Raw genomic sequence first — 25,785 nt, forward strand, 5'->3', positions numbered from 1 at the left:
AAACGAGGCTGAACGCGAATCGAGTCATACTGCCCCGATCAACGCTCCGGGAGCCTACATGCCGCGCCGCCTTTTCAAACGCTACATGCCGGACCCGACCAGCATTCGGGAACACAAGTCGTTACGCTTTTTCGGCAAGCTGCTGCACGACCCGAACCTCTGGCACCTCAACCGCCACTCGGTGGCGCGGGCCATGGGCGTGGGCCTGTTCGCGGCGTTGATCCCCATTCCCATGCAGATGCTGCTGGCCGCGGCACTGGCAATTCCGGTACGCGGCAACCTGCCGATTGCCGTCAGCCTGGTCTGGCTGACCAACCCGCTGACCATGCCGCCGGTGTTCTTCGTCACCTACATGACCGGTGCCTGGCTTATGCAGGTGCCACCACGCAGCCTGCCCGACGAACTGACCTTCGAATGGATCACCGACCAGCTGGCCACGCTGTGGCAACCATTCCTGCTGGGTTCGGTGGTGTGCGGAGTGGTGCTGGGCATCGCGGCCTACTTCACCACCCTGCTGTACTGGCGCTGGTGGATTGGCCGGCAGTGGCGCCGGCGCAAGCAACGGGTATCAGGCGCGCATGCCGCGGCCGCTGACCAGCAGGCGAACGCACAGCACGTAGAGCACTGCGGTGGCCACCAGCATGAAGGTGATCGCCGTGCCAATACTGATGTCCGACACCCCTAGGATGCCGTAGCGGAACGAGTTGACCATGTGCAGCACCGGGTTGGCCAGCGATACGGTCTGCCAGAACGGCGGCAGCAGGTTGATCGAGTAGAACACCCCGCCCAGGTAGGTCAGCGGCGTCAGCACGAAGGTCGGAATGATCGAGATATCGTCGAAGTTGCGCGCGAACACCGCGTTGACGAAGCCCAGCAGCGAGAAGATGGTTGCCGTCAGCAGCACCACCACCACGGTCACGCCCAGGTGATGCACCTGCAGGTCGGTGAAGAACATCGACAGGATGGTCACGATCACGCCCACTGCCAGACCGCGCAGCACGCCACCCAGCACATAGCCGACGAGAATGGTGTGCGGCGATACCGGTGACACCATCAGCTCTTCGATAGAGCGCTGGAACTTGCTGCCGAAGAAACTCGACACCACGTTGCCATAGGAGTTGGTGATCACCGACATCATGATCAGCCCCGGCACGATGTACTGCATGTAGGTGAAGCCACCCATGTCGCCGATCTGCCGACCGATCAGGTTACCGAAGATGACGAAGTACAGGACCATGGTGATCGCCGGCGGCAGCAGGGTCTGCGGCCAGATGCGCAAAAAGCGCCGCACTTCGCGGTAGACGATGGTCTGCAGGGCAACCCAGTTGGTGCGCAGCTCCACACTCATACGGCCACCTTCGACAGGTTTTTTTCCACCAGGGACACGAACAGCTCCTCGAGTCGGTTGGTCTTGTTGCGCAGGCTCTGCACTTCGATGTTCTGCAGCGCCAGCTGGCCGAACAGCGCAGTGATGCCGATGTCCTTCTCGACCTGCACTTCCAGGGTATGCGGGGTCAGCAACCGGCACGGGTAGCCTTGCAGCACCGGCGTCGAAGCCAGGTCCTGCTTGAGGTCGAGGACGAAGGTTTCGACATGCAGCTTGCCCAGCAGCTGGCGCATGCTGGTGTTCTCGACGATGGTGCCGTGGTCGATGATGCCGATGTTACGGCACAGCTGCTCGGCCTCTTCCAGGTAGTGGGTGGTGAGGATGATGGTGATGCCTTTCTGGTTGAGCTCGGTGAGGAAGCTCCACATCGAACGGCGCAGCTCGATGTCCACACCTGCGGTGGGCTCGTCGAGGATCAGCAGGCGCGGCTCGTGGATCAGCGCACGGGCGATCATCAAACGGCGCTTCATGCCGCCGGACAGCGAGCGCGACTGCACATCGCGTTTGTCCCACAGGCCCAGCTGGGTCAGGTACTGCTCGGCGCGCTCCTTGGCCACCTTGGGCGGGATACCGTAGTACCCGGCCTGGGTGACGACGATGTCGAAGGTCTTCTCAAACTGATTGAAGTTGAATTCCTGCGGCACCACGCCCAGGCAGCGCTTGAGCGCCGAGGGTTCGCGGTCGAGGTCGTGGCCAAATACATTGACCGTGCCGCTGGTCTTGTTGACCAGGGTGGAAAGGATGCCGATGGTGGTGGACTTGCCGGCGCCATTGGGGCCGAGCAAGGCGAAGAAGTCGCCTTCGGCGACGTCCAGATCGATACCCTTGAGGGCCTGGAAGCCGTTGCCGTAGGTCTTGGTCAGCTGTCGGATGGACAGGGCGGAACTCATAGCGGGTCACTTACCGAAGAAAAAGGTGCAGGACACGCCAGGGCAGATCACTGGCGCAGTGAGTGCGGCCATGGTGCAAGGCCAGGCCGCACAAGTACAGTCACATCTATTGATAATGACTATCGAGGCGGGTTCAGGTCAGCGCGGTCATTACCGCAGCCTGGTAGGCCGGGCGCTGTTTCAGGCGCTCATACCAGGCTTGCAGGTGATACATGGCCGGGCGTTCGATAGGCATTTCGAACCAGGCATAGATGAAACTACCCAGTGGGATGTCGCCCATGCCGATCTGGTCACCCGACAAGTACGGCTGTGTCGCCAGGGTTTCGTCGGCGATCGCCAGCAACTGGGCGCACTGCTTGTGCGCGGCGTTGATCGCCACCCAGTCGCGCTGGTCTTCCGGCGTGCGCAGCAGGCCCCAGAACAGCGGGCGGAAGGGGCCGGCGAAGGACGAGGTGGTCCAGTCCATCCACTTGTCGGCCAGGGCGCGCTGGCGCGGGTCTTCCGGGTACCAGCCCTGCTCTGAGCCGTATTCGGCGCACAGGTAGCGAACGATGGTGTTGGACTCCCACAGGGTCAGGTCGCCGTCCTCCAGCATCGGTACCAGGCCATTGGGGTTACGCGCACGGTAGTGCGGCTCGTTGACCACGCCAAAGGCGCCGCCGGCATCGATGGATTCGAAATCCAGGCCCAGTTCGTGGGCGACCCACAGCGCCTTGCGCACATTGCTCGAGTTCTTGCGGCCCCAGATCTTCAGCATGGCAACGTCCTTATGAATGCACAGGTGCTGCAGTCTACTCCAGACTTTCGTCGTCTGTACCGGCCTCTTCGCGGGCGCGCCCGCGAGGAGGCCGGTACAGGCAAACATCGGACTGAAACTCCCACCGCCATACCCTGTCACTGTTCTGACCCTGCCGTTCTTGGTGTTGCGTCTAAGCTGTCTGGGACGGCTCAAGCCCCCTGGTTCCAAGGAGGACCAATTATGTTGCTGTTGTGGTTGGTAGTGCTGGTGATCGGCGCGGCGTACCTCACGCACCGGCGCCTGGCGCCCTTGCAGATTCTCGGCATCATGGCGGCCTATGTGTTGCTGATGGGCATTTTCAGCAGTGCCCCCGGCTGGTTGCTGACCCTGATCTGGATCGTGCTGGCGCTGAAAATCGCCTTGGTGGCGCTGCCGGACTGGCGGCGCAAGGTGTTCACCGGCCCGGTGTTCACGTGGTTCCAGCGCACCCTGCCGCCGATGTCGCAGACCGAGCGCGAAGCGATCGACGCAGGCACCGTGTGGTGGGACGGCGAACTGTTCAGCGGCCGCCCCGACTGGCGCACCCTGCTCAGTTACCCGGCCCCCAGACTGACCGAGGAAGAACAAGCCTTCATCGATGGCCCGACGGAAGCACTCTGCGCCATGGTCAGCGACTGGCAGATCGGCCAGGACCTCGACCTGCCTCCCGAAGCCTGGGCACACATCAAGCAGAACGGCTTCTTCGCCCTGATCATCCCCAAGGAATATGGCGGCAAAGGCTTCTCCGCCTACGCCCACTCCCAGGTGGCGATGAAGCTGGCCACCCGCAGTGGCGACCTGGCCTCCACGGTGATGGTGCCTAACTCCCTCGGCCCGGCCGAGCTGCTGCTGCATTACGGCACCGACGAACAACGCAACCACTACCTCCCCCGCCTTGCCCGCGGCGAGGAAATCCCCTGCTTCGCCCTCACTGGCCCACTGGCAGGCTCCGATGCTGGTGCCATGCCTGACACCGGCGTCGTCTGCAAAGGCCAATGGCACGGCGAAGAAGTGATCGGCCTGCGCCTGAACTGGGAAAAGCGCTATATCACCTTGGGCCCGGTGGCGACGCTGCTTGGTCTCGCCTTCAAGGCTTACGACCCTGAGCACCTGCTCGGCGAGCAGGAAGAGCTGGGCATCAGCCTTGCGCTGATTCCAACCGACACCCCCGGCGTCGAGATCGGCAAGCGTCACCTGCCACTGGGCGCAGCCTTCATGAATGGCCCGAACAGCGGCAAGGATGTATTCGTACCGCTGGATTTCCTCATCGGCGGGCAGGCCATGCTCGGCAAGGGCTGGATGATGCTGATGAACTGCCTGTCGGTAGGCCGCTCGATCTCCCTGCCTGCCGTGGGCACCGGCGCCGCCAAGTACACCAGCCTGGTCACCGGCCAGTACGCCAACATCCGCGAGCAGTTCAACGTGCCCCTGGCGGCCTTCGAAGGCATCCAGGAGTCACTGGCGCGCATCGGCGGCAACGCCTGGCTGATGGACAGCGCCCGCCTGCTGACCGCCAAGGCCGTGGACCTGGGCGAAAAACCCTCGGTGCTGTCGGCGATCCTCAAGTACCACCTCACCGAACGCGGCCGCGAATGCATCCAGCACGCCATGGACGTGCACGGCGGCAAGGGCATCATCATGGGCCCGAACAACTACCTGGGGCGCAACTGGCAGGGCGCGCCGATCTTCATCACCGTCGAGGGCGCCAACATCCTCTCGCGCAACCTGATGATCTTCGGCCAGGGTGCGATCCGCTGCCACCCATTCGTACTCAAGGAAATGGCCCTGGCCGCCCGCGAAGACCGCGACCAGGCACTGGTCGAGTTCGATGACCTGCTGATGAAGCACATCATGTTCGCCGCCGGCAATGCGGCCAGCACTCTGGTCTACGGCCTGGGCCTGGGTCGCCTGGAACAGGTGCCGGGCGATGCCCTGAGCCAAGGTTACTTCCGCGCCCTCAACCGCCAGGCGGCGGCGTTCGCGATGATGGCCGACCTGTCGATGATGCTGCTGGGCGGCGCGCTCAAGCGCCGCGAGCGCCTCAGCGCCCGGCTCGGCGATGTCCTCAGCCATCTGTACCTCGCCAGCGCCGCGCTCAAGCGTTATCACGACCAGGGCTCGCCCGAGTACCTGCAACCGCTGCTGCGCTGGGCCATGGAAGAAAGCCTGGGCCAGGCGGAGCGCGCGCTGGACCGCCTGCTCGACAACTTCCCCAACCGCTTCGTCGGCTGCGCGCTGCGGGTGCTGGTGTTCCCCTTCGGGCGTCGCCATACCGGCCCCAGCGATGAACTGGATGCCGAAGTGGCCGAGCTGATCGGTCGGCGCAAGGGCGACCCGGCGCTGGAAGAATTGCTGGCCGGCTGCTACCGCCCGCAGGCAGAGAACGACCCTGTCGCCGCGCTGCAGCGGGCCAGTGACCTGCTCGACGACACGGCGCCGCTGAGCAAGGCCCTGCACCAAGCGCTCAAGGACAGCAAAGTCCAGCCAGTCCCCGGCCAATCCCGCATCGACGCCGCCGTCGAGGCAGGCGTACTGCAACCCGGCGAAGGCGAGCGCCTGCACGCTGCTGAACAGGCACGACGCAAGGTGATCGATGTCGATGCCTTCGACAAAGCGCAACTACTTGCCGAACCCGGCAAGGTGCGCTGACCCTTCGCGAGCAACGGGGGGCGGCGTATACTCCGCCCCCCGTTTCAGCCATACCGAGGACCCATTTCATGGCCACCCCACACCTGGAATACCATCTGCAACTGCTCCAGCACCTGCGCACCATCCTGGCGGCGCTGGGCGAGGCAGAGCAGGTGCCGGAAGAAAGCCACGCCCTGTTCCTCGAACGCTTCGACGAACTGTTGACGCTGCTGCCGCAGGACCCGCTGGAAAGCCAGTACCTGGGCCAGGACCTCATCTGCCAGGTAATCCAGCGCTATCCGCAAATCGCCCACCTGGTGCCGCGTGACCTGTTGTGGTTCTTTGCCGGTGACTGCCTGCACTTCATGCCGGACGAAGAACTGGCGCTTTACCAGCAACTGGAGGAGCGTCGCTATGAGGCCGAACAGGCAGATGAACCCTTTGACTGGAACCAGGAAAAACAACTGCTGAGCTTCAGTGGCCACGACAGTTCACACTAGCACCCCTTGCCCGACGCCTCGATCCTGCAGCTGCGAGGCGTCTGCGCCTTTAGAGTTCCGCACTCAATCTGACTCGTCGCCAGCCCGCAACTGTTCTTCCAGCATTGGCCCGCCACTTTCCTCCGCTTACCTGTCTTACTTTGCACTTCCATCTTTTTTCTTGATGGCATCGTTTCCCATCCTAAATCAGAAAACCCTTATTACCCCAAACCATTAATGCGAGACCGGTATTTATTCCCAGCCACAAACAGAAAAGACAACAACAAACAACCACAACACCTATACATAAAAAAAATAGTAAATAAATCATTCAAATTTCCATTGAAACAAACCAATAGCCATTATTAGAATCGACGCCGAAGCACAGTCGCGGTGTTACACAACACACTACCGCGCTGACATGTCTTCAGTAACACTCCATCCTTCACAAACTTAGGAAACATCAAACCATGAAACAATCTGTCGTGGCACTTTCGCTCGGCCTGCTTACTCTCACTGCAGGCACTTCGGCTTTTGCCAGCTCCGGCACCCTGGATTTCGAGGGCCGCATTACAGCAGACAGTTGCCCGATTGAAGTCGTCAACCCTGGTGACGGCAGTGTCGGCAGCACCGTGCGCATGGGTGACTTGCCAGCCAGTCAGTTCAAAGGCGAGGGTGAGGAATATGTTGGCAAACGCTTCGAACTGGTAGTTCGCGATGGCGGCGCATGCGGCTTCGCTGACAATACCGCTACTGTCACCTTTACCGGTACCGCGGATCCAAGCGGTAACTACTTCGCGGTGACGGGAGGCGATGACGGCGCAAAAGGTGTGGCCATTTCGCTGCGTGATAAAAACAACAAAGGGGTCAAACCCGGTAGCCCCACTGACGAGTTCGACGTGAACAACACCGGTGAAACGCGCCTGCCATTTAGTGCCTACTATCGCTCGACTGCGGCTACTGTGATCGGTGGCGCCGCCTCTGCCACCGTGAGTTTCAAGGTCGAAATCATCTGATATGAAGCGCGCCCGGCCTGGCCTGGCGTGTAACTTCGCTTCATCGCATCACCCAGGCGTCCTTGACGTCTGGGTCCGAAAGGAACCTTCTTCATGCCCGGCTTATTTCCAGCGGCGGCACGCCTGCGCCCGATCACGGTCGCCTGCATGGCCATATTGCTGTACACCTTGCCCATTACCAGTGCCCAGGCGGCGTTGGCTCTGAACAATACCCGGCTGGTGTTCCACAGTGACAAGCGCAATACAACGGTGGTCGTGCGCAACCCTAGCAAACAGACGTATGCCGTGCAGGCGTGGATCAACACAAGTGCCGATGACAATACGACCGCCGTACCGTTTCTGCCGGCGCCACAGTTGTTCAAATTACTACCCGGCAAAGAGCAGCTTGTGCAAATCAATGGCCTACCCCGCACACTTCCCGACGATCGCGAGTCGCTGTTTTTTCTCAATGTTCAGGAAATACCCGAAGCCAGCGACGCGCCCGGCAATACCCTCAACATTGCGATGCGAACCCGCATCAAGATGTTCTACCGACCGCAGCAACTGAAAGGTACGTCCACCAGCCAATTGAAGTCGCTGAAATTCTCATTGATTGACAAGGACGGCAAGCCCCATTTGCGGGTTGATAACCCCTCACCGTTCCATGTCACCTTCATTCGTCTGAGCGTACATGGCCCGGGGCAGCAACAAAAACTGCGGAACACCGCCATGCTGGCGCCCTTCGCTGCTCAGGACTACCCCCTTGCCGGTATTACCCGAACCGTCGGCTTGCGCGCCGAATTCTCCGTTATCAATGACTACGGCGGATACACCACTCCGCTGACTTCACCTATTCATTTGCCCAACTAGGGCCAGCCTCGCAGCAACAAAGGACATCATCATGTTCCTCCCCTCACTACGCTGGTGCAATTCGCACAGCCAGCGCAGCGCACTGTTGCGCCTGCTAGGCAGTTCGGCCTTGGTCGCACTGCCATGCGCACAAGCAGACTCGGCGTTCCAAAGCGGCTTTTTGCGCCAGGTACCGGGCCAGCCCGAAGACGTTGGCGCCTGGGCCTTGAGCAAGCTCAGCAGCGACCAGGCACTGACGCCTGGCCTTTACCGCGTCAGCGTGCAGGTCAACCTCGAATCCGTTGGTCAACATGAACTCGACTTTCAGCCCAACCCGGAGGGCGAACTGCTACCTTGTCTTGCCGCAAGGCTGCTGGGTGAATGGGGCCTGCGCCTGGAGGCGCTGGCCAACCCGGATGATCAGAGCAAAGCCTGCCTGGACCTCGAGGCAACGGTGCCGGGCGCGCAAGTCGTCTTTTACCCCGGGGAGCTGCACCTGGCCATTTCCATACCCCAGATCGCCATGCGCCGAGACACCGCCGGTCAGCTCGACCCGTCTCGCTGGGAAAGCGGTATAAACGCGGCATTCATCAGCTATCAAGCGTCGACCCTGCAAGGCCACAACCGCTACTCGGGCCGTTTCAACAGTGACGATCTGTACCTGAACACCGGAGTCAACCTGGGCGAGTGGCGCCTGCGCAGCACACAGTCCTGGCGCCATGACAGCCAGGGTGAACGTGAATGGACCCGGGTGCAGACTTTCGCCCAACGGGATATACCGAATACCCGTGCCAATGTGACCCTTGGCGAAACCTTCACCGACAGCGACGTGTTTCGTTCAGTCCCGATCACCGGCGTGCGGGTGGCGTCTGACATGAGCATGCTGGCCGACAACCAGCGCGGTTACGCACCGGTCATTCGTGGGGTAGCGCAAAGCCGGGCAAAGGTCGAGGTGTGGCAGAACGGCTATCCGATCTATTCGACATACGTCAGCGCCGGGCCCTACGCCATCGACGATCTCAGTACACCAGGCAGTGGCGAACTGGAAGTCGTTTTGACCGAGGCCGATGGCCAGGTACGACGGTTCATCCAGCCATACTCGACCATCAACAGCCTGATGCGGCCGGGGGTCTGGCGCTACAGTGCCACCCTGGGGCGCTACAATCCTTCGGCTCAACTCGACACTCCCCTGCTCTGGCAAGGCACACTGGCACTCGGTACTCAGTGGAATACCACCCTTTACGGCGGGCTGATGGCAAGTGAGTTCTACCGCGCCGGCAACCTGGGCATGAGCAAGGACCTCGGCAACTTTGGTGCGCTGGCCTTCGACGTTACCCAGGCATTCAGCGCCATGGACAACGCCCATGAGCGGGATGTGCAGGGTACGAGCTACGCGTTGAAGTACGGTAAAGCTTTCACTACCCAGACCAACCTGCGCTTTGCAGGCTACCGCTATTCGACGCGAGGCTACCGTGACTTCGATGAGGCGGTGCGCCAGCGCAGCAATGACGCAAAGTTCAGCGGCGGCCGCCGTAGTCGGTTGGAGGCATCGGTGCACCAGAGCCTGGGCAGGAGCAGTTCGATGACCCTTACCTTGTCACAACAGGACTACTGGCAGCGCAGTGCTACCCAGCGGCAGTATCAGTTCAATTTCAACACCCATCACCGCGGGGTCAGTTACAGCCTGTTCACCTCGCAGTCATTGACCGACCGTTACGGCAGCGATCGCCAGATCGGCCTGACCGTGTCCATGCCGCTGCATTTCGGCCGCCCTCTCAAGACCACTTTCGGCCTGCAGCACAACGCCAGAGGCCACAGCCAGCGCGCAACGCTGAGCGGCAGCGACACCGAACACGCGCTGAGCTACAGCGCCAGCTTGAGCCGTGATGAGAACGACCGTAAAACAGCGGCCTTGTCCCTTGGCCATCAGGCGCCCTATGCAAGTTTGAGTGGTGGTTATACCGAGGGCGACACCTACCGCAGCCTCTCGCTGAATGCCAGTGGCGCTGTATTGCTGCACGCTGATGGGCTGGCATTCGGTCGCTACCTCGGTGATACCGCAGCCTTGGTCGAAGTCCCCGGCGTGGCCGATGTCGGCCTGCAGAACGCGATCGGCACCCGCACCGATGCTCACGGCTATGCGCTGCTGCCCTACCTGCAACCTTACAGGGCTAACACGATAACGCTGCAAACCGACCGCCTTGACCCTGATGTGGAAATCGACAATGGCGTCGCACAAGTGGTGCCACGCCGAGGTGCAGTGGTGAAACGACGTTTCGAAGCCAGCCGGGTCTCGCGTCTGGTACTGACCCTGCACGACGCTGGCGGCCAGCCGCTGCCCTTTGGTGCCCAGGTATTGGGCAAAGACGGGGAGCCGGTGGGCATGGTGGGGCAAGCCGGCGTGGTCATGCTCACCAGCCCAAGTGTGGAGCCCCCCCTGCTGGTGAGTTGGGGCGACCAGCCCGAGGCCAGTTGCCAACTGCACGTCGACCCGCTGGCCGCCCCGCTGGTCGACGGTTATCGCCTGCAAACCCTCACCTGTATCTAGCAAACCCATCGCACGGCAGTCTCGCAAGTGGCTGCCCCACGCGCTTCAGGAAAGCCATGAAAGACATCAAAAAAAACCTGCGCCGAGCCTTGCTGATGGCGCTGGCCTGGCCAGCAGCTCAGGCCATGGCAACGCCCGACCGGGCCGAGGGTTGCTGGTTCGACCCCCTGCGCACCACCGGGATCATGCAATATGAACGGGACCTGGGCACCCTCTACGTCCCGCGCGATGCGCGGATCGGCAGAACCATTGCCACTTTCGGGTTTACGTCTCTCCCTGACAGAAACCTTTTGGTCCTTACCTGTGATCCCAAGGGCAAGCGAATAAACTTCGACATGGCAGCTTCCTTCGGTGTGCACCCCCCCATAGCCACTGTTGACAGCCACCTTTCGGATGCGCCTATCCTGAACACCAGCATTCCCGGCGTCGGCGCAATCATAATGATGGGGTATCCGTTTCTGGGGGGGACCGACCAATTCAACCCGGAACCTTCAGCCTATGTGCCATTCACGTCCTGGTACGAGCAAGTGATGTTGGCCCCCGTTGATATGCACTTTTTCAACCACACGCTCACCTTGGTCAAGACGGGCGACTTGTCACCTGGGATCCATGTGGTGGACGGCCCCCTGATCACTGGCCACGTGGACACCGGCCTGGGCAAGGTACTCGAATTCAGCCTGCGGGCGTCGATCATCCAGACCCAATGCGATGTACTCGCTGCGACCAGCGCGTTACCGGTGGATCTCGGCGAGTGGAATACCAAAGACTTCACCGGCGTGGGCTTCACTACGACCGCGAAGCCTTTCCAGATTCGCTTGAGCAATTGCCAGGTTGACAGCGACCCGGACAATGAGACGTTGGCCACCATCGAGCTTCATGGCATCAATGGTTCAAAACCAGTAGGCCCCGCGACAGAACACGTGTTCAGCCTGACCGACGACTCCGATGCACGCGGTGTGGGCATTCAGATGCTCTACGACGGGAAACCGATGCAACTGGGCACGGAGCACGAACTGAAGCCCTTGAGGAAGGGCGAGGTGCCCTTGGACTTTGAAGCCCGCTTCTATCAGCTGGAGGTGAGCAGCGCAGTGGGCGCCGGCATTGCCAAAGGGGCCCTGAACTTTACCATTCGCTACCGCTAGCAAAACAAGGCCGGCCATGACGCCGGCCTTGCTTCAACGTGTGCCCTCAGGCAGGCGAAGTCCCGGACAGGATGTTCTCGGGGTCGTAATGGTAGAGGCAGCGTTCACCATCGGGCGTGTCGACCTTCAGCAGGCGGTTTAGTGAATCATAGGTCAGCACTCGGCCTTGATCATCCCTGGTCATATTGCCATTCAGGTCGTACAGCAGTTCGACTGGCGGTTGCGGGGCAGGTGGAATGATCCTGGTCAGTTGTGCCGGGTCTTGAGGATTGGTGAACTCGTACCGTGTCCGCTGTGGAGTCCCTCCTGGGCTCTGGGTGATGACCGAGACGATGTTGTCCACCGCATCGAAGCCGAATGTCTGTCGGGCAATGACTTGACCAGAAGGATCGACAGGCGCCTCGGGCCCCTCGCAGGTGTACAGCTGTAGCCGACCACGCCGATCATATTTGTATATTTCATGACGCAGCAGTTCGGCATCGCTGGGGTCAGCGTCCCTGGCGCGCTGTTTCAAGATTCGATAGTCCAGGCAATCGAACTCGTCATAATCCTGCTCCAGAGTCTGCAGCGTGTCGCCAAAATCGAAGGTACGCAGTACCTCCCTGTCGAACTCGTCGTATTCAAGCCGCGTAGTCAACGCCTGCCCGGTGACCTCATCCTGCGTGGAGTAAGACTCCATACGCCCCTGTTTGTCATACTCGAACGTCGATGTCAGCAGCACCTGCGGCGCAGTTGGCTCACGCCGCATTCGGTAGCGCGAGTTCGCAGCCACCGGCGCGCTCAGCACAGTCTTCACCAGACGGCCAAAATCATCATATTCACAGGACTGCATCTGGCCCAGCACATCGAGGTAGCCGAGCAGGCGACTGCGGTAGCTGTAGTCGTAGACCATGCTGAACACTTCACCCTCCACGGTCCGCTTCTCATTCCTGACCTCACCATTGCCAAGGAAGTACTCACGGTCCATCACATAGTGAGGAGTATTGCCCTCACCGCCCTCTTCGCAATGCATCAGCTTGGCGTTTTTAGGGTCGTAGTCATAATCGGCGGTGCTGCTGCCCAGTACCCGCTTTGTCGGTTCCTCACTCAGCGCGGGGTCATACTTGTATACGATCCTCGTGCCATCAGCTGCTGTCACGCTCTGTGGTTGCCGTTCCCCCGGCGCGAATTCGAACCCCTGCCGCCGTCCGCCTGTCGTCGCCATGATACGCCGCTCGAGGCCGTCAAATTTCTGCAGACCGAGCAGAAGTGCGTTGGTCTCGGAACTACCAACCCTGATGCTTTCAGGCAGATCATTGCGACTGTGCAGGGCGTACGTTCGATAAACCTTGTTGACACGATCCGGCAGGTCATGTTGCAGAATACGGTCAAAAACGTCATAGCGATATTGATCGATGCGCTGGCCAGTACCGCTCCCCCGTTTTTCGGCACTGAGGCGACCCAGGCCGTCATACTCATTGATCTGCAAACTGACCACAGAGTCATCTTTCAGGGCAAAACGTTCGATCCGCGACGGTTTTTCATACAGGTTTTGCCAGGTCTCGGTAATACCGCTACAGCGAACGCCAGCCACTTCTCGCCAGGTACGATGCACCGGCCCATCCTTGCTTTTCACCTGGTCAACTTCCTCGACCTCGGTCACACCGTGGGGCAGCGTGACGCTGTACTGCTGACCCCAATCGTCGTAGTGGTAGGTGCTGGTCAATTCGAGCAGGCGGTCACCCAGCCAATCGATTTCGGTTTCCGTGGACAACTGGCCCAGTTCGTCATACTGCGCCCGATAAATGGGCCGTGATGCACCGGAAAAGGTGGCGCTGTCCTGGTCTTCGCGCTCTTCGAATATCGCCCGCCTGAGGCCGTCGAACAGGGTATGGGTCTCTACCTGTTTGACGTCGTAGGCCCACTGCTGCGCCTGCTCATTGTCATAGGCGCAGAGGAAGTACTTGTATCGACGATACGCCTCGATTGGCTTGCCCGGAGCCACGATTTCACGGGTCACACGGCGCAAGGCATCGTATTCATAACGAATTTCGACATCGTTGTCGTCCCGGTTGAGCAACGGCTCACCCGTTTCGAGGCCATGCTGCAAGGTAATGGTCTTGGTTTCACCATCAAAGCCAACGAGCGTTTCCACGGTTTGCAGGGCACGGGTATCCTCGGGCAGGCTGTAAGCGTATTCAGTCGTGGTATCGAAGGTCGCGCCCGGCTTTTGGTCCGGGTAACTCAAGGTCCGCTGCCGGACTCGCCCATAGCTGAATGGCTCGCCAGGGGCGTCGTAATACGTACTGGCAATTTTCTCGTGGAAACTGTCAGGTTCTGCGCCAAGGTCACTCAGCGTCTCGACATCGACCAACCGCCATGCCTTCTTCAAATAGCTGCCCAGTGGCGCCAACTCCCTGTATTCGTATTGCTGGATCAAGGTAGGCGCACTGCCCGCCCCTGTAGCTGCCGGCGTTATCTCCCTGGATTTCAGATTGCGCACGAAACCGTGCGGGTCGCCTTCTTCTTCGGCTTGGTACCAGACATTGGTCTCCACAATCTTGTTCGGCAGAGTGCGAGTCAAAACGTTGCCGTGTGTATCGTACTTTGTCCGCTGTGTTTCTTCGCGTTGCCTGGAGGCATCGCTGAGCCAAGACCAACGCTGGGTTTCCTCGTGGGGCAACTGGAAGTATGGCGGTTGCTGATCGAATGAGCCGTCCACCTCACCGTAGACGACGATCGCCTGCAACCGTTTGTCTCCCTGGACGGTATCCTTGTCGGTCAACAGATGGAAACGGTTGAACGTGCGCGTGATCGTACGCACGGTTTTAGCCTTCTGTTCATGGTGCTCCAGGGTCTTGTAGGTATACCCCTTCTCTACCTGATAAAGGTTGTCCAACCCTTCGTCGGACCATGGAATAGTGGTGCCACCACCGATGAAATTGTGCGTGTCCGGGTACTCGTAGCGCACCACACTGGCAGGCTGGCCAAACCTTGGCAGAGTTTCGTGACGGGTGACTCGGGGCAGGTTGGGACGGTTGGCGGTCGCCGGAAATTCGTGCCCAGCGTCATCGTGAAAAACACGCTCGAGCGCACCAAAAGGCGTGCGCATCTCGCTCACGCACAGGTGCCCACGTACTTCCCGATAGACGAAGCGCCAACGCGCTTTATTGGCCGTGGGCAGGATAATCTCGCTGACCCGGTTGTCGCTGTGGCTCAAGGTCATGGCGTAACGCGCCAGCGGTTCGCCGCCGCTGCCGCCAAAGGGATAACACAGGATCTCGACCTGGCCACCCACACGCTGCAACATCAGCAGTGTTTCATACTCGTCCCGCACCTCGCTCAATAACATGTGACCGTTCTGGAAAGGCTTGTAATCCAGATACAATACGTGGCCAAGCGGCGAATGCAGTTCAACGGGCAAGGCAACCTGGCCGATGCCCGAGCCCATCGTTTTCAGCACCTCGACCAGGCCAGAGCTATGTTCCACGCGGAAACGCTCGGCACCGTCCGGCCCCGCAGGTTCCGGGTACAGATCGAAGCGCCGCAGCTTCTGCTCGGGCATTTCCAGGCGCCCGGTGGACGAAGACGTGCCGGTAACCTTGTAAGACTCACCACTGCTCAGCGTCACAACATTATTGCGCACTTGCGTCAGTTGCAGATTCCAGCCCTTGCCGAAACCGGAATCTTCGCCATTCAAGGAGCTGTAGAAAAACGCCAGGTCAAAGTCCGGGCCCTGAAGGTCGTTGCCCTTCAATGCGGGTAATCTGATGGATACGGTAAATTGACCGGTCCGTGAGTCGACGCCGGTGTCGATATAGTCAGCGTAATTGAACGCATTGGAGTGCACAGCAGTGGATGCGCTCATGGTCGCCCCTCCTCATCGGACTCCTGGAAGGTCCCCCCCCCTTCCGGCGCGTAGACAACAGCGCAACTCAGTTTGCCTTCAATATTCCCTTCTTTGAAGCGGTCGTAACTTTTAATTAGGCCGGCCTGAATAATTGTATCTACGTCCATGCCCTTGAGCGTTCGGATATCTACCCACTTCGAGGTGGTGGGATGTTTGTAGGCCTGTACACCAAATGCCCAGTCACCGCCGGAACACTTGAGCTCAGACGATAAAAGCACATCCGTCGTGGACGGGACATCGACAAACCTGAAAAATGTCACAACATCGTTACCACACCCGGCATCGGACATTTTATTTAGCTTGAAACCACTGCTCGGAATGCTGACTGAACATTGTTTACCACCCGGCTGCTGGTCGTCATCCATCTTTTGCGCAAACTCGATTCTGCCCTTGGTCTGCTGCGGAGAACTTTGCTGATCCCCCCATGCGCTGCTGCAACCCGCAAGAAAACAAACCATGAGCACATTAACCGTTCTTGTTTTCATACCGATTTCCCTGCATTAAAGTTGACCAGGCGAATGATCGAGTCGTCGCCGGCAGTTGGCCGTGAAGGCACACTGTGCACTAAAACGTTTCGATCACCGATCGTGGCGGAAGGCAGATAATCGAGTTGAACCACGTGGACATTGCCCTGCGCATCACGCAACTGCACGCGCAACGGTTTTGTCAGCTTGGACAACGCTGTCGAGTCCACCTCTCTCAGTTTGCGATTCATATTTCGGTAGTTGGCAATCACCAACAGCCCTGCTTCATATTGCGAGCGCACAGGGCGCTGGTAATCTTCAGAACCCAGGACATCCTTGATGAGTTTATCGAAGGAAACAACACGAGGCTCCGGGTCGCCGTGATTCTGGAAAATCCACCCTGTGTAACTGTGGAAACGCTCGTTGAGGTAGGGGCTTTCCCAACGCGCTAGCGAGGTATTCAAGTAGCCGCCATCAGCATTGGCGTTGGCCTCGACAAACTCCGCTGTGTAGAAAGTTCCATTCTTGTAGTCCAGCAACCAGTAATCTTCAGTGACCGGGTGCAAGTCGAAGTCGTCATGTTCCGGGTCCGCCCCGCCCAGGTTACCCCCACCACCATCAACGCGCTTGCGAATCAACGTATAGTCGCTGGACTTAAACGGCTCCGGTGTCCGTACCTGAACTTCGATGGTGGCGTTGCGATGAGCAGTGGCATTGGAGTAGAACCAGCGGCCACTCGCGGACTGGAAACCGGCGTAAAACACTTGCGAGCCGGATGTGCCGCGACGGTGCAGGTATAGCGTCTGGCGTATGGTCCGCTCCTCCGGACCACGCGGCGTGACAGGTTGCATGGAGCCTTCATTGGCCAGTATGAAACGGTTCGGCCTCAGGCTAGTGCGCCAGACATTGCCATACCCCGAGCCGATCCCTTCTTCGTTGTCGCACAGGCTGGCAATCTTCTGCCCCGCGCGATCGAAAAGCGTGATCGTGGCCATTTCTGCCGGGTTCAACTTGTAGTCTTTGCGATCCACTTGCATGGTTTCCACGGTGATCTCGATTTCCAGTTGCTGAAAGCCACTGGAACCGACTATTCCACGCACGCCCTCCGGGCTCTTGCCAACCGTGATGGAGAAGCTCTGGAGCTCCACCCAACTGCTCAGTGGCTGCACGGGTGTCTCTTTCAACACGCTATAGCCTGATGCGAACACCACACCATTGCGGACCACTTCGCAGGCGACCACATTGGGTTGCTGTATGCGTTGTGTAGAGGCAGTGAACTGTCCCGACTGGGTGACATCTCCGGGGCCTGACAACATTCGCCAGCGCCGCTTTTCATTGGGCATGATGCGGTTCACTTCGCGCAGCTGGGTAGTGCCACCGAAGGCGTGTTTCGGCACGAAGGGTGGCTCGAGCGCCAGCAGTGGCTGGTTGTGAACCAGGACCAGCGCAGTACGGTTCTGCTCCGCTGACTGAGCCTGCAGTTCCTGCACGCTCATGACGCGTCGGTGAGCTTGCCTGCCAGGTACAAACCTTGATCGCCCGCCACCCACGTACGCCAACTCACCCAACGGCTGGCCCAGCAAGCGGAACCTGACCGGATCATTGCCCGCGTTCCACACGTCTACCCCGCTTGCACTCTGCGTGGGCTGATAGGCGCCGACAACGGGCATCGGCAGTACCTGCGCCGATGTCACCAGCAAGCGTGCAGCGGCCTTGTAGATATCGTTACCTTTCTTGAATTCCGCAGTAACGATGACGGTCTGCACATCCTCCCCCACCTCATCCTCAGCAGGAGCCGTGTAAAGGCCATTGGCGGTGATCGTGCCATGGCCTTTATCGTCATGGCTGTGTGGGTTGAGCGCTGACCAAGCGCTGGCTTTCAGTACCTTGTCCTCACCATCGTGCAGCACGAACTGCTGAGTTTTGCCGGCCGGTACGACCACACCCATGGCCGGCTTTACCTTCAAGCTCATGAGCAACGGATTTATGTTGCCGAAAAGGGCCCGATCCAGCGGCGTGTGGTCTGCCGTCTTGACGAAGGCATTGAGCTCCGGAAACAGCAGGGTGGCGAGAAGCTCGAAGCCTTCTTCGGAGGCGTAGCCCAACAGGTCCTTGTTCAGCACCAGCGTGGCCGAATAGTCGCCATCGGGGATCAGATAGGGGTACGCTTCATCAGGTTGTTGGCCATCACTCGCGTTGCCACGCAAGCGCATTAACACCAACACCGCGCCATCGCCGTAATTATCTGCGTTTCGTATGCGCGCACCGGGGGCCGCCTGGGTGCGTAGAATGAAGTGGGTAGGGGTCAACTCGTCATAACCCTCGAAGTCCACCGTGCCTAGTTCAAACATCACGCAGCGCGCCGGCATGCCGCCTAGCCAGGCTCCCAGTGCCTTGTCCAGCTGCTGGTGAAGATAATCCTTGTCCTCGTCATCAAAGAGATCGCTGGTGAATTCTGCTCCCCTGGCCAGGTTCAGCGCGACCCGACCATAAGGGGCGACCTCACCGCGAACGGTTTCCAGGTCGACCTCCATTGACAGTGAGTGCCCCTGCGCTTCGGTGATCACGTAGCTGCGCAGCAGTTCCCCGTTGAAGGTCAGCGTGCCCGCGATGATGTTCATGGTCAGCGTGGCCTTGGAGTTGCTGACAGAGGCGTTGCTGAATGACAACAAAGGTGTACCGAATTCGAGCCCTGTCACCGAAACCGTCTGGCCTGCGGCCTTGCGTTTCAGAATGTCGCTGAATGGCGGGAGAAAGTTGTTCTGCGCAAGGCGTTGCAGATACTGCTGCTCCAGCAAGCGATTGAGCTGGGCACGGCTGTAAGCCGCGACCGCACCCCAGCCAAGCGTCACCGACTCTTTACGCATTTTTTCAAGCAGTACTTCCAATGAATTGGACATTGCATCAACCTCCAATCGATGGTGAAGGGGCAACGCGCAGGCCTGCCGGATTGGCCGCGCGCCGCATGGCTGTGAAATGCAGGGACAAAGGCAGCTGCAGCAGCAGGTGGCCTTCGAAAATGAACTCGGTATCCGGTAGCACCCATTTGCCGAGGATCAGGGCGAAACGTGCATTGGAATCATCAGAGGGCGGGGTGTAGCAGTCGTCGTTTTCGCCATCGAGCGTGCCGGTACCCGCTATCGGTAGCGTCCACTCCACGCCCTCCAGGTCTTTACCATAGGCGCGCCCCTGCAACTGCCACTTGCCGTCTTGCTGCCGGGTAAGCGTCACCGTCATTTCCGGGCCGCGCTGGCGCACCAGCACGTAGATCGAGCGCATCTCGTCTGTCAGCGTGTTGCGCACCCGCACTTCGTCGAGCACATAGGTCTGGTTGCCTTCCACCTGGGCACCTGTGCTGTAGCTGCAACGCTTGCCACTCGCGTCAGGCACTACCGAACCGCGCCCATCTTCGTCTGCATCAGCCACCGTCCACTCCAGGGTGCCGTCCAGGGTGCCGGCCGTCAGGGGAAAAGTGTCATTGACGTAGCACACCTGAACCAGCGGGTTGACCGTCATTGCAGAGGGCTGCACGGTGACCAGCGTGGTGCTGTGCGAACCGGTCTTCGAGTGAGTGGCGACGACCATGACTCGCATCGGTTCGTCCCCCATGGCATGCGCTGGAGGAGCACGATATTCACCGGTAGCGGGATCGAGCCGGCCAAGGTCGCCGACGCTTCCAGGAAGCTCCCGCAACGACCATGTCACCTCTTCCAGCGGCGGATCGACGGTAAAGGTGTGCCGCTGCGCAGGGGCCAGTTTCAGGTGCGGATCGACGAGACGAAAACCTGCAGCGCCGCGGTGGCTGGCAAACAAGGCCAAACCATCGGGCATTTCGAGCCGGAAAGGCGCGAGGCGGTGCCCCCCTGCCAGCGTAACGCCGTCCAGTACTTGCTCCGGAATCAACGCAGTCAGCTGCTTGGCCAGGCCTTCCAGCACCGCCTGCTTGATCACGTATGCGACAAACGCGCAGGTCTCATCGCGCAGCTCGGCTGGCATGTCGTTCGGCAGGCCGCTGACGGCGGTCACTTCGGCTGCCTGTTGCCATGGCCACATCACTTGCCCGAGCAGCATGCCGCCAGCGCTTTCCTCGGATGATGTCGGTTCATTCAGGTAGAACAGGGTTTGCAGGTCGAACTGGAAGGTCGCCGCGTGCGTCAGCCAGGCTCCCCCCGACTTAGGTCTGTAGCTCAGAGACAGGGTGCAATAGGACTTCCAGTGCTGACGCACTTCATCACGCTCGAACGAGATGCTCAGAGGCGATTGGAAATCGGCCTGAGATTCCTGGCCCTGAGCATTGCTCAAGGCTGACGTGCAGCAGCAACATCCCTGGCCATGCTGGCTGGCGATACGCGGGTTGGTATCGGCAGCAAGCGGCGCACCGGCCACGGCAATGTCGAACCCATCACATTTGAATTCATGACCGTTGCCTTCGTAGGTGCTGGGGTGCACACGCAGCAGGCCAGCCTTGGCATCCAGGCGCTGCAGATTGTTGTCGGTGTCGTACGTGGCGTCGAACGCCCCACCTTCAAGCATATGCTCAAGGCCGACTCCGTAGGCGGCCCGGTGCAGGAAGCGCGAACTCAACAACACACTGCTACTGACCGGTTGTTCCAGGTCGTCAGGTAGCAGAAAAGGGTACCCGGAGTCCTCGCCAGGGAAGTTGCCCGTCGGCCCGCTGTGTACGCCTGCGAATATGACTAACGCGGGATTGCCGTTGGCTTTGCTGACATGAGTGCGCACTTCAGTACGCCGCACTTGCAGGTAAGAGTTGAGGGGCAGTGGCCTGAACGTCACCAACGGATAGACTTGCCGGGCACTGCCCAGCCCGCTGAGCACATCCTTGAAGAAGCGCCCGGCGGCCAGGCGCTGGGGTAGGCTGCCGCCCAGATCGAGTTCGGTATCAGTGCCTTCGCGCAGGTCTGCCCTGACGCCATGGGCATCTGTGTCAAGCACCAATGCCTGCGACACTGGCAACGGGTCCAGCGCATCATGCACCGCCAGACCGAGCAGGCCGTCTGCCTTGTCCACGACCAAGTGCGTACCACCGTCCAGGGTGATACGTTGCTGGACCTTTGCCGAGGCATGCCCTGGCTCCGTGGCCACCAGTAGTGGTGGCCCCATGCGGTAGCCCGTGAGGATGTGAGTGACGCCGGAACCCGGCAGGACGATCTCGCCTTCGATATCGTCCCGGACGCTATCTTCCTGCGTGTAGTGGGCCTGCTCGACCAGGTGGTTCAGTTGGTCGGGACGTGTGGCAAATGTGAAGTCCCAGTTCAGATGACTCGGTTGCTGCTTCATCCAAGCCGTGATGACCGACAGATAATTGGTAGCCATGATTTAGCCCTGTTCCATTGATGTGCTGGACAGCATTCGTGCATGTGAATGCTGCACCGTTAGCGGCGCAGTACACGTTGTGCAGACTGTTCCAGAGTCTGATAAGCGTTGACGTGTGCACCGAGCGGGAGCGGCAACACGATGAAACCCTCGAAGTTGAAGGGGAAACCCGGGAGGGGCTCCCAGAAGGCGCGGACCACGCAGAAATGTGCGGAACTCTCGGCATTTGCCTGGTAGTACCATTTGCCGTCCTGGTCTTTGCCGGTGCGGCCCGGGCCATGCTCGACTGTCAGCTCACTGACGCCGGCCTGCCCCCCCGCACTGATCGATAGCCAGACTCTGCCCAACGTGTCATCGCGCTTGTCCACCAGCACGTCGGCGGGGCGTTTTTCGGTCATTTGAGTGACGATACACAGCGTTCGACGCTCATCGGTCAGGCTGTTGCTAACCTCTACCTCCTCGATCAGGAACGATTTGCCTTCCAGGTCCTTGTCCTCTTCCCCTTCCTTTTTTTTGTAAGGTACATAGGTGTTGGTCTTACCCGTCTTACCAGGCAACTCGCCAAAGTGTTTTGATCCCAGAATGCGCCAATGCAGTTCAGCACCCGCTATGTGATCGCCCTTCAGACTGATCCCCTCGTCACCCGATTGACACACCTCCAGCAAAGGGCTGCACTGGAGGCCGTTCTTGAGCACGGTGAGCAGGGCGGAATTGTAAAACCCGGTGTACGGATTAGTGGCGGTAACCCGAACGCGAGTGAATTCACCCTTGATTGCGGTGCTGCCCGGCGCCAGATACAAGCCGTGGGTGTTCTGGTCAAAATGGCCCGCATCTGCCGCGCCATCAGCCGACTCGACCGACCACTCCACACCGGATTGCGGAGGAACGCACGCAAGCTGCAACTTTTGGCCGTGGAGCAGTTCTTTTTCCAGCGGTGTCACGGTGAACGTGGTCGACCGTGGGTCGACATGGCCGAAACACACGATGTCACGGGGCATGTGCTGCTCGCGGCTCAATATTGCGCCGCCGAAGTTCAGCTTGATGGTGTTCTCGACCACCTCATCCAAACGTAGCTCGCTTGGAAGATCTTTGGCGAGCGCGGCCCTGATCGGCCCAAAAGCATTGGATTTGAAAAGACTAACTTGGCCACTGTAGGCGAGTAGCACAGCAAAGAAAAAATGCCCCAGATCCAACGGACTACCCGACGACTCAGGGTCAAATGAAAAGAGCCGTTCAGGGTCCTTGATCATTCCTGAGCGTGCATCAAAGCTGGACAATTCCAACTTGGCGCCATTTATATTATTTACCCGCCACTCGCCATTGATATTTAAACTGGTTTTACATTTCCAGATTCCGAGTAAAAATTTTGGGTTTATCCAAGGGGCCGGTGCGTAGCTGAGCTCCCTGTAACTTTGCACCCGCGTGAAAACCTCATGCGAATCAACCGCCAGTTTCAGCGTGACGCGATCTGCCATTGCATTGATTGTCAATCGTCCTGCGATGGGTACCTCATCTGTAATCATCAGAGTTTCAGCTTCACAGTGAACGCTTCCGTCCTCGGTTTCGTTCTGATAACTCTCTGTGATGACCTCTGACTGGTAGGCCAATTTCCCCGCTGTTGCGATTGCCGATAGCCCACCGCCTGGTGTCCGCTCAATCTTGAACTCGACATTTTGGAAAATGTCACGCGGAAGGTTTCTAATCACGGTCGCAAGCGCGACGCGCATGCGCTCAAAAAAAACACTCGCCGAATAATGGTCACTGTCATCAGGAATCAAGTAGCGGTATTCCGGCCCTGGGGTATCAGGCTTGCCGATGCCTGCAACCATGTTGACCAATCCCAGTATCGCGCCGTCAACCTCCTCATCACCGTCTTCCATCGGCGATTGCTTGACTGCAGGATTGCGCTGAGTAAACAGTAGGAACGACTCGGGTCGAAGCAGTTCATCATCACCGTGCTCGATACGCCCCAGCGACCAGATTCGTTTCGATTCGGGCAACGCCTTGAACAATGTCTTGAAAAAGTCGCCTCCCAGTTCCTGAATACGTCTGGAATCGGAGAAGGTCAAGACGAAATCATCACTGTTACGCAAATCGAGGATCAGGTTTGCATCCGCACTCACATAACCTGGCACGTCTGTCATCTTGAGCCGCAGGCGCAACTCCGGGCCCACCAGGGGTTCGATCCGATCAATCCGCTGGGGGTACCAATGGGCGCCGACCTGCTTCAAACCCACCTGGTTACCACCCACAATCTTCATGCGCAGACTGGCCCGTGAGCTGTCAATGTCGGCGTTGTCAAATGACAGGCGCGGGTGATCCAGAATAAAGTTGTGCATATAAACTTTATAGCCGTTATCCGCAGGCGTTTCGCCATTGACCGGGTCCAGGTAGGAATCAGTATTAAATCGGCTAATGTAAATTTGGGTCAACAAGGCGTTGAGTTTGTTCTTGCTGATGGCAAAAATATTATCACAGTTCAGCATTCGATCGCCGGACGCTAACCACGCCAACAGCGCGGACTTTGAATTGTTCGACATACGTCACCTCCAAATGAAATTATGTTCTCAGTCATCCAGATCTATATCTGGAGAGCGGAAGTCCCGCCACGTCTCGCCATCATCGAAACTAAGAGACGGTGTCACCCTCAGCTTACCGTTCAAATCCAGGCCAGCGAGAAACGCTTTGGGAAGTAGCGCTTCAATACCACCCGCGTAATACTCATCTTCAGTCACCTGCGCCGTGCGCGGACGTAGAACATGCGTGGCAGGTTTACCGGGTTTCGGCGTACCCTCGGCCACGATGCCGAGTCGCTGACCTTCTGCCATGAAACTCCAACTTCCCAGCGTGCAGCTGGCGCCTTGCTTTGGCACTTTGCTCAACGACAATGTCTGATTTTCGACGCCTTCAATCTGAATAGGGGGGTAGCTTTCAGCATCAAAATCGGCCACCTGCAGGTCGAACTTTTCCGATTCCCGAGGCGCCTCACCGAGACGCGTCAGCGTGTAATACACTTTAATCCGCCTGCCCAAGTTGGCAGCCATTGCCGATCGCGGCATTTTGAACAAGCGCCGGTCGCCAGAAACAGGCTGTGGCACAATGGCGCTCCCTGTACTGCCGTGCCCCTCCCAGTGCATGTAGACCTGCGGCGCCGGCAGCTCTCCCTCGCCGAGTTCTGCATCCGCTGGAATTCTTACTTCAGCACCATTGTTCAAGTTGCGGGGGTGGACCGTGCCCTGGTGAGATTCGTCACCGGGCTCTTGCACTGCATGTTTAATCACCGGCAGAGGAAGGTGCAGTTTGCGTTGCAATATCACAGTGAGCACCTCAGAGCGCTTCTGCACACCTTGCCGCGCGAACTCATAGCTGAAAGCGACCTGCTTGCCGCGGTTCTCGTCACTCTGCAGCCACGCGCGTTCCAACCGCACGGCAATCCGCCCGCCGTCCAGGGAGCTGACATCTGCGCGCACACCTCGCAATGTCACTTCAGGGCCCACTGCGTAGAGCATCAGTGAATCGCCCACCTGCAAGTCCGGGTCAACTTCCAGTTCCAACCACACCCCGTCCTTATAGGCCTCGTCATCGGGGTCCAGGGCGCCACCCGTAAACCCGTCAATATTGGGTGCCCGCAACAGTGGCGCACGTGGCGGGTCGGTAGCTTCGGGCCAGACAATATCGAAGCGCTGCACGGGTGATTGAATGGAAGCGCCATTGGCGAACGTGATGGAGTACTGCAACAACCCGTAGCCATACAGATAGTTGTATACATCGCTATATTCCAGGTGCCACAACAGTGGCTGGCCGATGTCACGTTCCTCGACCACATGGTTCTGCTGAATCGGCGTGCCTTCTGAAAACTCGTCATAGAAGGGCGTCCAGGTCAGGGTAAACTCATCACCCGTGCTCATGGCCGCATAAGGCGCTGTTGCCAACAGCACGCCTTCAGTGTTCAGCTCACTGGCATCAATTACACACTCGTGGGCGTCCTGAAGATGGGCGACAGCGAGTGACAACTGGCCAGCGTCCGGCCGCTGGACATAGAAGGCCCGACGTTTGGACTCCTCGCTCAGCGGGTCGCCTGATAACGTTACTTGCATGTACGAGTAAAAGACTTGCCCTCCGCGTAAGGCCATGATCCGGTCGTTTGATACTGGAAACATCCAGCCCTTGAGGGGATCCACGCGAAGGACTTGGCGAATGCCAATAATATCATCGACCGAATTATCTGCCCGACACCCCCGCCAGTTGACATCTATGTAATGGCCCACAGCGATACCGGGGTAGTTGATCCACGTCGACAGCGCTTCCAGGCCTAGTTTATCCAAGTTGACTGAGTTGCTCCGCTCATCAAGGTGCTCGACCTCTGGCATTTCCATTAATGCGTCTCCGTTGCAAATCACGG

At 59.0% G+C, this 25,785-nt stretch carries 16 protein-coding genes; 7 read left to right on the forward strand and 9 right to left on the reverse strand.

Annotated elements, in window-relative coordinates:
• Positions 1–58: 58 nt before the first annotated feature.
• A complete protein-coding gene (locus tag CAF78_RS10580) occupies positions 59–685 on the forward strand; it encodes a DUF2062 domain-containing protein (RefSeq protein WP_143515035.1) in 627 nt (208 codons plus the stop codon).
• Here the strand turns inward: CAF78_RS10580 and CAF78_RS10585 are convergent.
• The 3 genes from CAF78_RS10585 to CAF78_RS10595 form a co-directional block, all read right to left on the reverse strand.
• On the reverse strand, positions 569–1,348 hold the full coding sequence (locus CAF78_RS10585; protein WP_085675531.1) for an ABC transporter permease: 780 nt from the start codon (positions 1,346–1,348) through the stop codon (positions 569–571). The two genes, CAF78_RS10580 and CAF78_RS10585, sit on opposite strands and share 117 nt — an antisense overlap.
• Positions 1,345–2,277: an ABC transporter ATP-binding protein gene (locus tag CAF78_RS10590; protein WP_085675530.1), complete on the reverse strand. Its 933-nt coding sequence runs from the start codon at positions 2,275–2,277 to the stop codon at positions 1,345–1,347. Before CAF78_RS10590 ends, CAF78_RS10585 begins: the two co-directional genes overlap by 4 nt.
• A 133-nt stretch (positions 2,278–2,410) precedes the next feature.
• Positions 2,411–3,034 (reverse strand): glutathione S-transferase, encoded by a 624-nt coding sequence (locus tag CAF78_RS10595; RefSeq protein ID WP_085675529.1) that lies wholly within the window; start codon positions 3,032–3,034, stop codon positions 2,411–2,413.
• A gap of 222 nt (positions 3,035–3,256) precedes the next feature.
• On the opposite strand from CAF78_RS10595, the gene CAF78_RS10600 reads away from it, so the two are divergent.
• From CAF78_RS10600 to CAF78_RS10625, 6 genes are all read left to right on the forward strand, one after another.
• Positions 3,257–5,704 carry an acyl-CoA dehydrogenase gene (locus CAF78_RS10600; RefSeq protein WP_085675528.1) on the forward strand — a complete coding sequence of 816 codons (2,448 nt, stop codon included), beginning with the start codon at positions 3,257–3,259 and terminating at the stop codon, positions 5,702–5,704.
• Positions 5,705–5,772: 68 nt separating this feature from the next.
• Positions 5,773–6,183 (forward strand): PA2817 family protein, encoded by a 411-nt coding sequence (locus CAF78_RS10605; RefSeq protein WP_085675527.1) that lies wholly within the window; start codon positions 5,773–5,775, stop codon positions 6,181–6,183.
• Between the two features lie 449 nt (positions 6,184–6,632).
• Entirely contained in the window at positions 6,633–7,178 is a 546-nt protein-coding gene (locus tag CAF78_RS10610; RefSeq protein WP_085675526.1) for a fimbrial protein, read from the forward strand.
• Positions 7,179–7,271: 93 nt separating this feature from the next.
• Positions 7,272–8,027 (forward strand): molecular chaperone, encoded by a 756-nt coding sequence (locus tag CAF78_RS10615; RefSeq protein WP_085675525.1) that lies wholly within the window; start codon positions 7,272–7,274, stop codon positions 8,025–8,027.
• Positions 8,028–8,058: 31 nt separating this feature from the next.
• A complete protein-coding gene (locus tag CAF78_RS10620) occupies positions 8,059–10,554 on the forward strand; it encodes a fimbria/pilus outer membrane usher protein (protein ID WP_085675524.1) in 2,496 nt (831 codons plus the stop codon).
• Between the two features lie 56 nt (positions 10,555–10,610).
• Positions 10,611–11,696, forward strand: coding sequence for a fimbrial protein (locus CAF78_RS10625; protein WP_085675523.1), 1,086 nt, complete (start codon positions 10,611–10,613; stop codon positions 11,694–11,696).
• Between the two features lie 46 nt (positions 11,697–11,742).
• On the opposite strand, the gene CAF78_RS10630 is transcribed toward CAF78_RS10625, so the two are convergent.
• The 6 genes from CAF78_RS10630 to CAF78_RS10655 are packed head-to-tail and all read right to left on the reverse strand — an operon-like array spanning position 11,743 to position 25,759.
• Positions 11,743–15,543 carry an RHS repeat domain-containing protein gene (locus tag CAF78_RS10630; protein ID WP_085675522.1) on the reverse strand — a complete coding sequence of 1,267 codons (3,801 nt, stop codon included), beginning with the start codon at positions 15,541–15,543 and terminating at the stop codon, positions 11,743–11,745.
• Positions 15,540–16,070, reverse strand: a complete 531-nt coding sequence (locus CAF78_RS10635; protein ID WP_085675521.1) for a hypothetical protein — start codon at positions 16,068–16,070, stop codon at positions 15,540–15,542. The genes CAF78_RS10630 and CAF78_RS10635 overlap by 4 nt, the downstream gene beginning before the upstream one ends.
• Entirely contained in the window at positions 16,067–18,949 is a 2,883-nt protein-coding gene (locus tag CAF78_RS10640) for a hypothetical protein (RefSeq protein ID WP_085675520.1), read from the reverse strand. Before CAF78_RS10640 ends, CAF78_RS10635 begins: the two co-directional genes overlap by 4 nt.
• Before the next feature lie 4 nt (positions 18,950–18,953).
• Entirely contained in the window at positions 18,954–21,383 is a 2,430-nt protein-coding gene (locus CAF78_RS10645; RefSeq protein ID WP_085675519.1) for a hypothetical protein, read from the reverse strand.
• A 59-nt stretch (positions 21,384–21,442) separates the two neighbouring features.
• Positions 21,443–23,923, reverse strand: a complete 2,481-nt coding sequence (locus CAF78_RS10650) for a hypothetical protein (protein ID WP_085675518.1) — start codon at positions 23,921–23,923, stop codon at positions 21,443–21,445.
• A gap of 27 nt (positions 23,924–23,950) precedes the next feature.
• Positions 23,951–25,759: a hypothetical protein gene (locus CAF78_RS10655; RefSeq protein WP_085675517.1), complete on the reverse strand. Its 1,809-nt coding sequence runs from the start codon at positions 25,757–25,759 to the stop codon at positions 23,951–23,953.
• Between the last annotated feature and the right edge of the window lie 26 nt (positions 25,760–25,785).

This window comes from Pseudomonas sp. R28(2017) (assembly GCF_002112505.1).
Lineage (GTDB): Bacteria > Pseudomonadota > Gammaproteobacteria > Pseudomonadales > Pseudomonadaceae > Aquipseudomonas.

Coding starts and splice junctions, on each gene's coding strand:
- CAF78_RS10600 (WP_085675528.1), top strand. CDS start 3,257: ATGTTGCTGTTGTGGTTGGTAGTGCTGGTGATCGGCGCGGCGTACCTC.
- CAF78_RS10650 (WP_085675518.1), bottom strand. CDS start 23,923: ATGTCGAACAATTCAAAGTCCGCGCTGTTGGCGTGGTTAGCGTCCGGC.
- CAF78_RS10605 (WP_085675527.1), top strand. CDS start 5,773: ATGGCCACCCCACACCTGGAATACCATCTGCAACTGCTCCAGCACCTG.
- CAF78_RS10595 (WP_085675529.1), bottom strand. CDS start 3,034: ATGCTGAAGATCTGGGGCCGCAAGAACTCGAGCAATGTGCGCAAGGCG.
- CAF78_RS10630 (WP_085675522.1), bottom strand. CDS start 15,543: ATGAGCGCATCCACTGCTGTGCACTCCAATGCGTTCAATTACGCTGAC.
- CAF78_RS10635 (WP_085675521.1), bottom strand. CDS start 16,070: ATGAAAACAAGAACGGTTAATGTGCTCATGGTTTGTTTTCTTGCGGGT.
- CAF78_RS10645 (WP_085675519.1), bottom strand. CDS start 21,383: ATGGCTACCAATTATCTGTCGGTCATCACGGCTTGGATGAAGCAGCAA.
- CAF78_RS10610 (WP_085675526.1), top strand. CDS start 6,633: ATGAAACAATCTGTCGTGGCACTTTCGCTCGGCCTGCTTACTCTCACT.
- CAF78_RS10585 (WP_085675531.1), bottom strand. CDS start 1,348: ATGAGTGTGGAGCTGCGCACCAACTGGGTTGCCCTGCAGACCATCGTC.
- CAF78_RS10580 (WP_143515035.1), top strand. CDS start 59: ATGCCGCGCCGCCTTTTCAAACGCTACATGCCGGACCCGACCAGCATT.
- CAF78_RS10640 (WP_085675520.1), bottom strand. CDS start 18,949: ATGTCCAATTCATTGGAAGTACTGCTTGAAAAAATGCGTAAAGAGTCG.
- CAF78_RS10620 (WP_085675524.1), top strand. CDS start 8,059: ATGTTCCTCCCCTCACTACGCTGGTGCAATTCGCACAGCCAGCGCAGC.
- CAF78_RS10625 (WP_085675523.1), top strand. CDS start 10,611: ATGAAAGACATCAAAAAAAACCTGCGCCGAGCCTTGCTGATGGCGCTG.
- CAF78_RS10615 (WP_085675525.1), top strand. CDS start 7,272: ATGCCCGGCTTATTTCCAGCGGCGGCACGCCTGCGCCCGATCACGGTC.
- CAF78_RS10655 (WP_085675517.1), bottom strand. CDS start 25,759: ATGGAAATGCCAGAGGTCGAGCACCTTGATGAGCGGAGCAACTCAGTC.
- CAF78_RS10590 (WP_085675530.1), bottom strand. CDS start 2,277: ATGAGTTCCGCCCTGTCCATCCGACAGCTGACCAAGACCTACGGCAAC.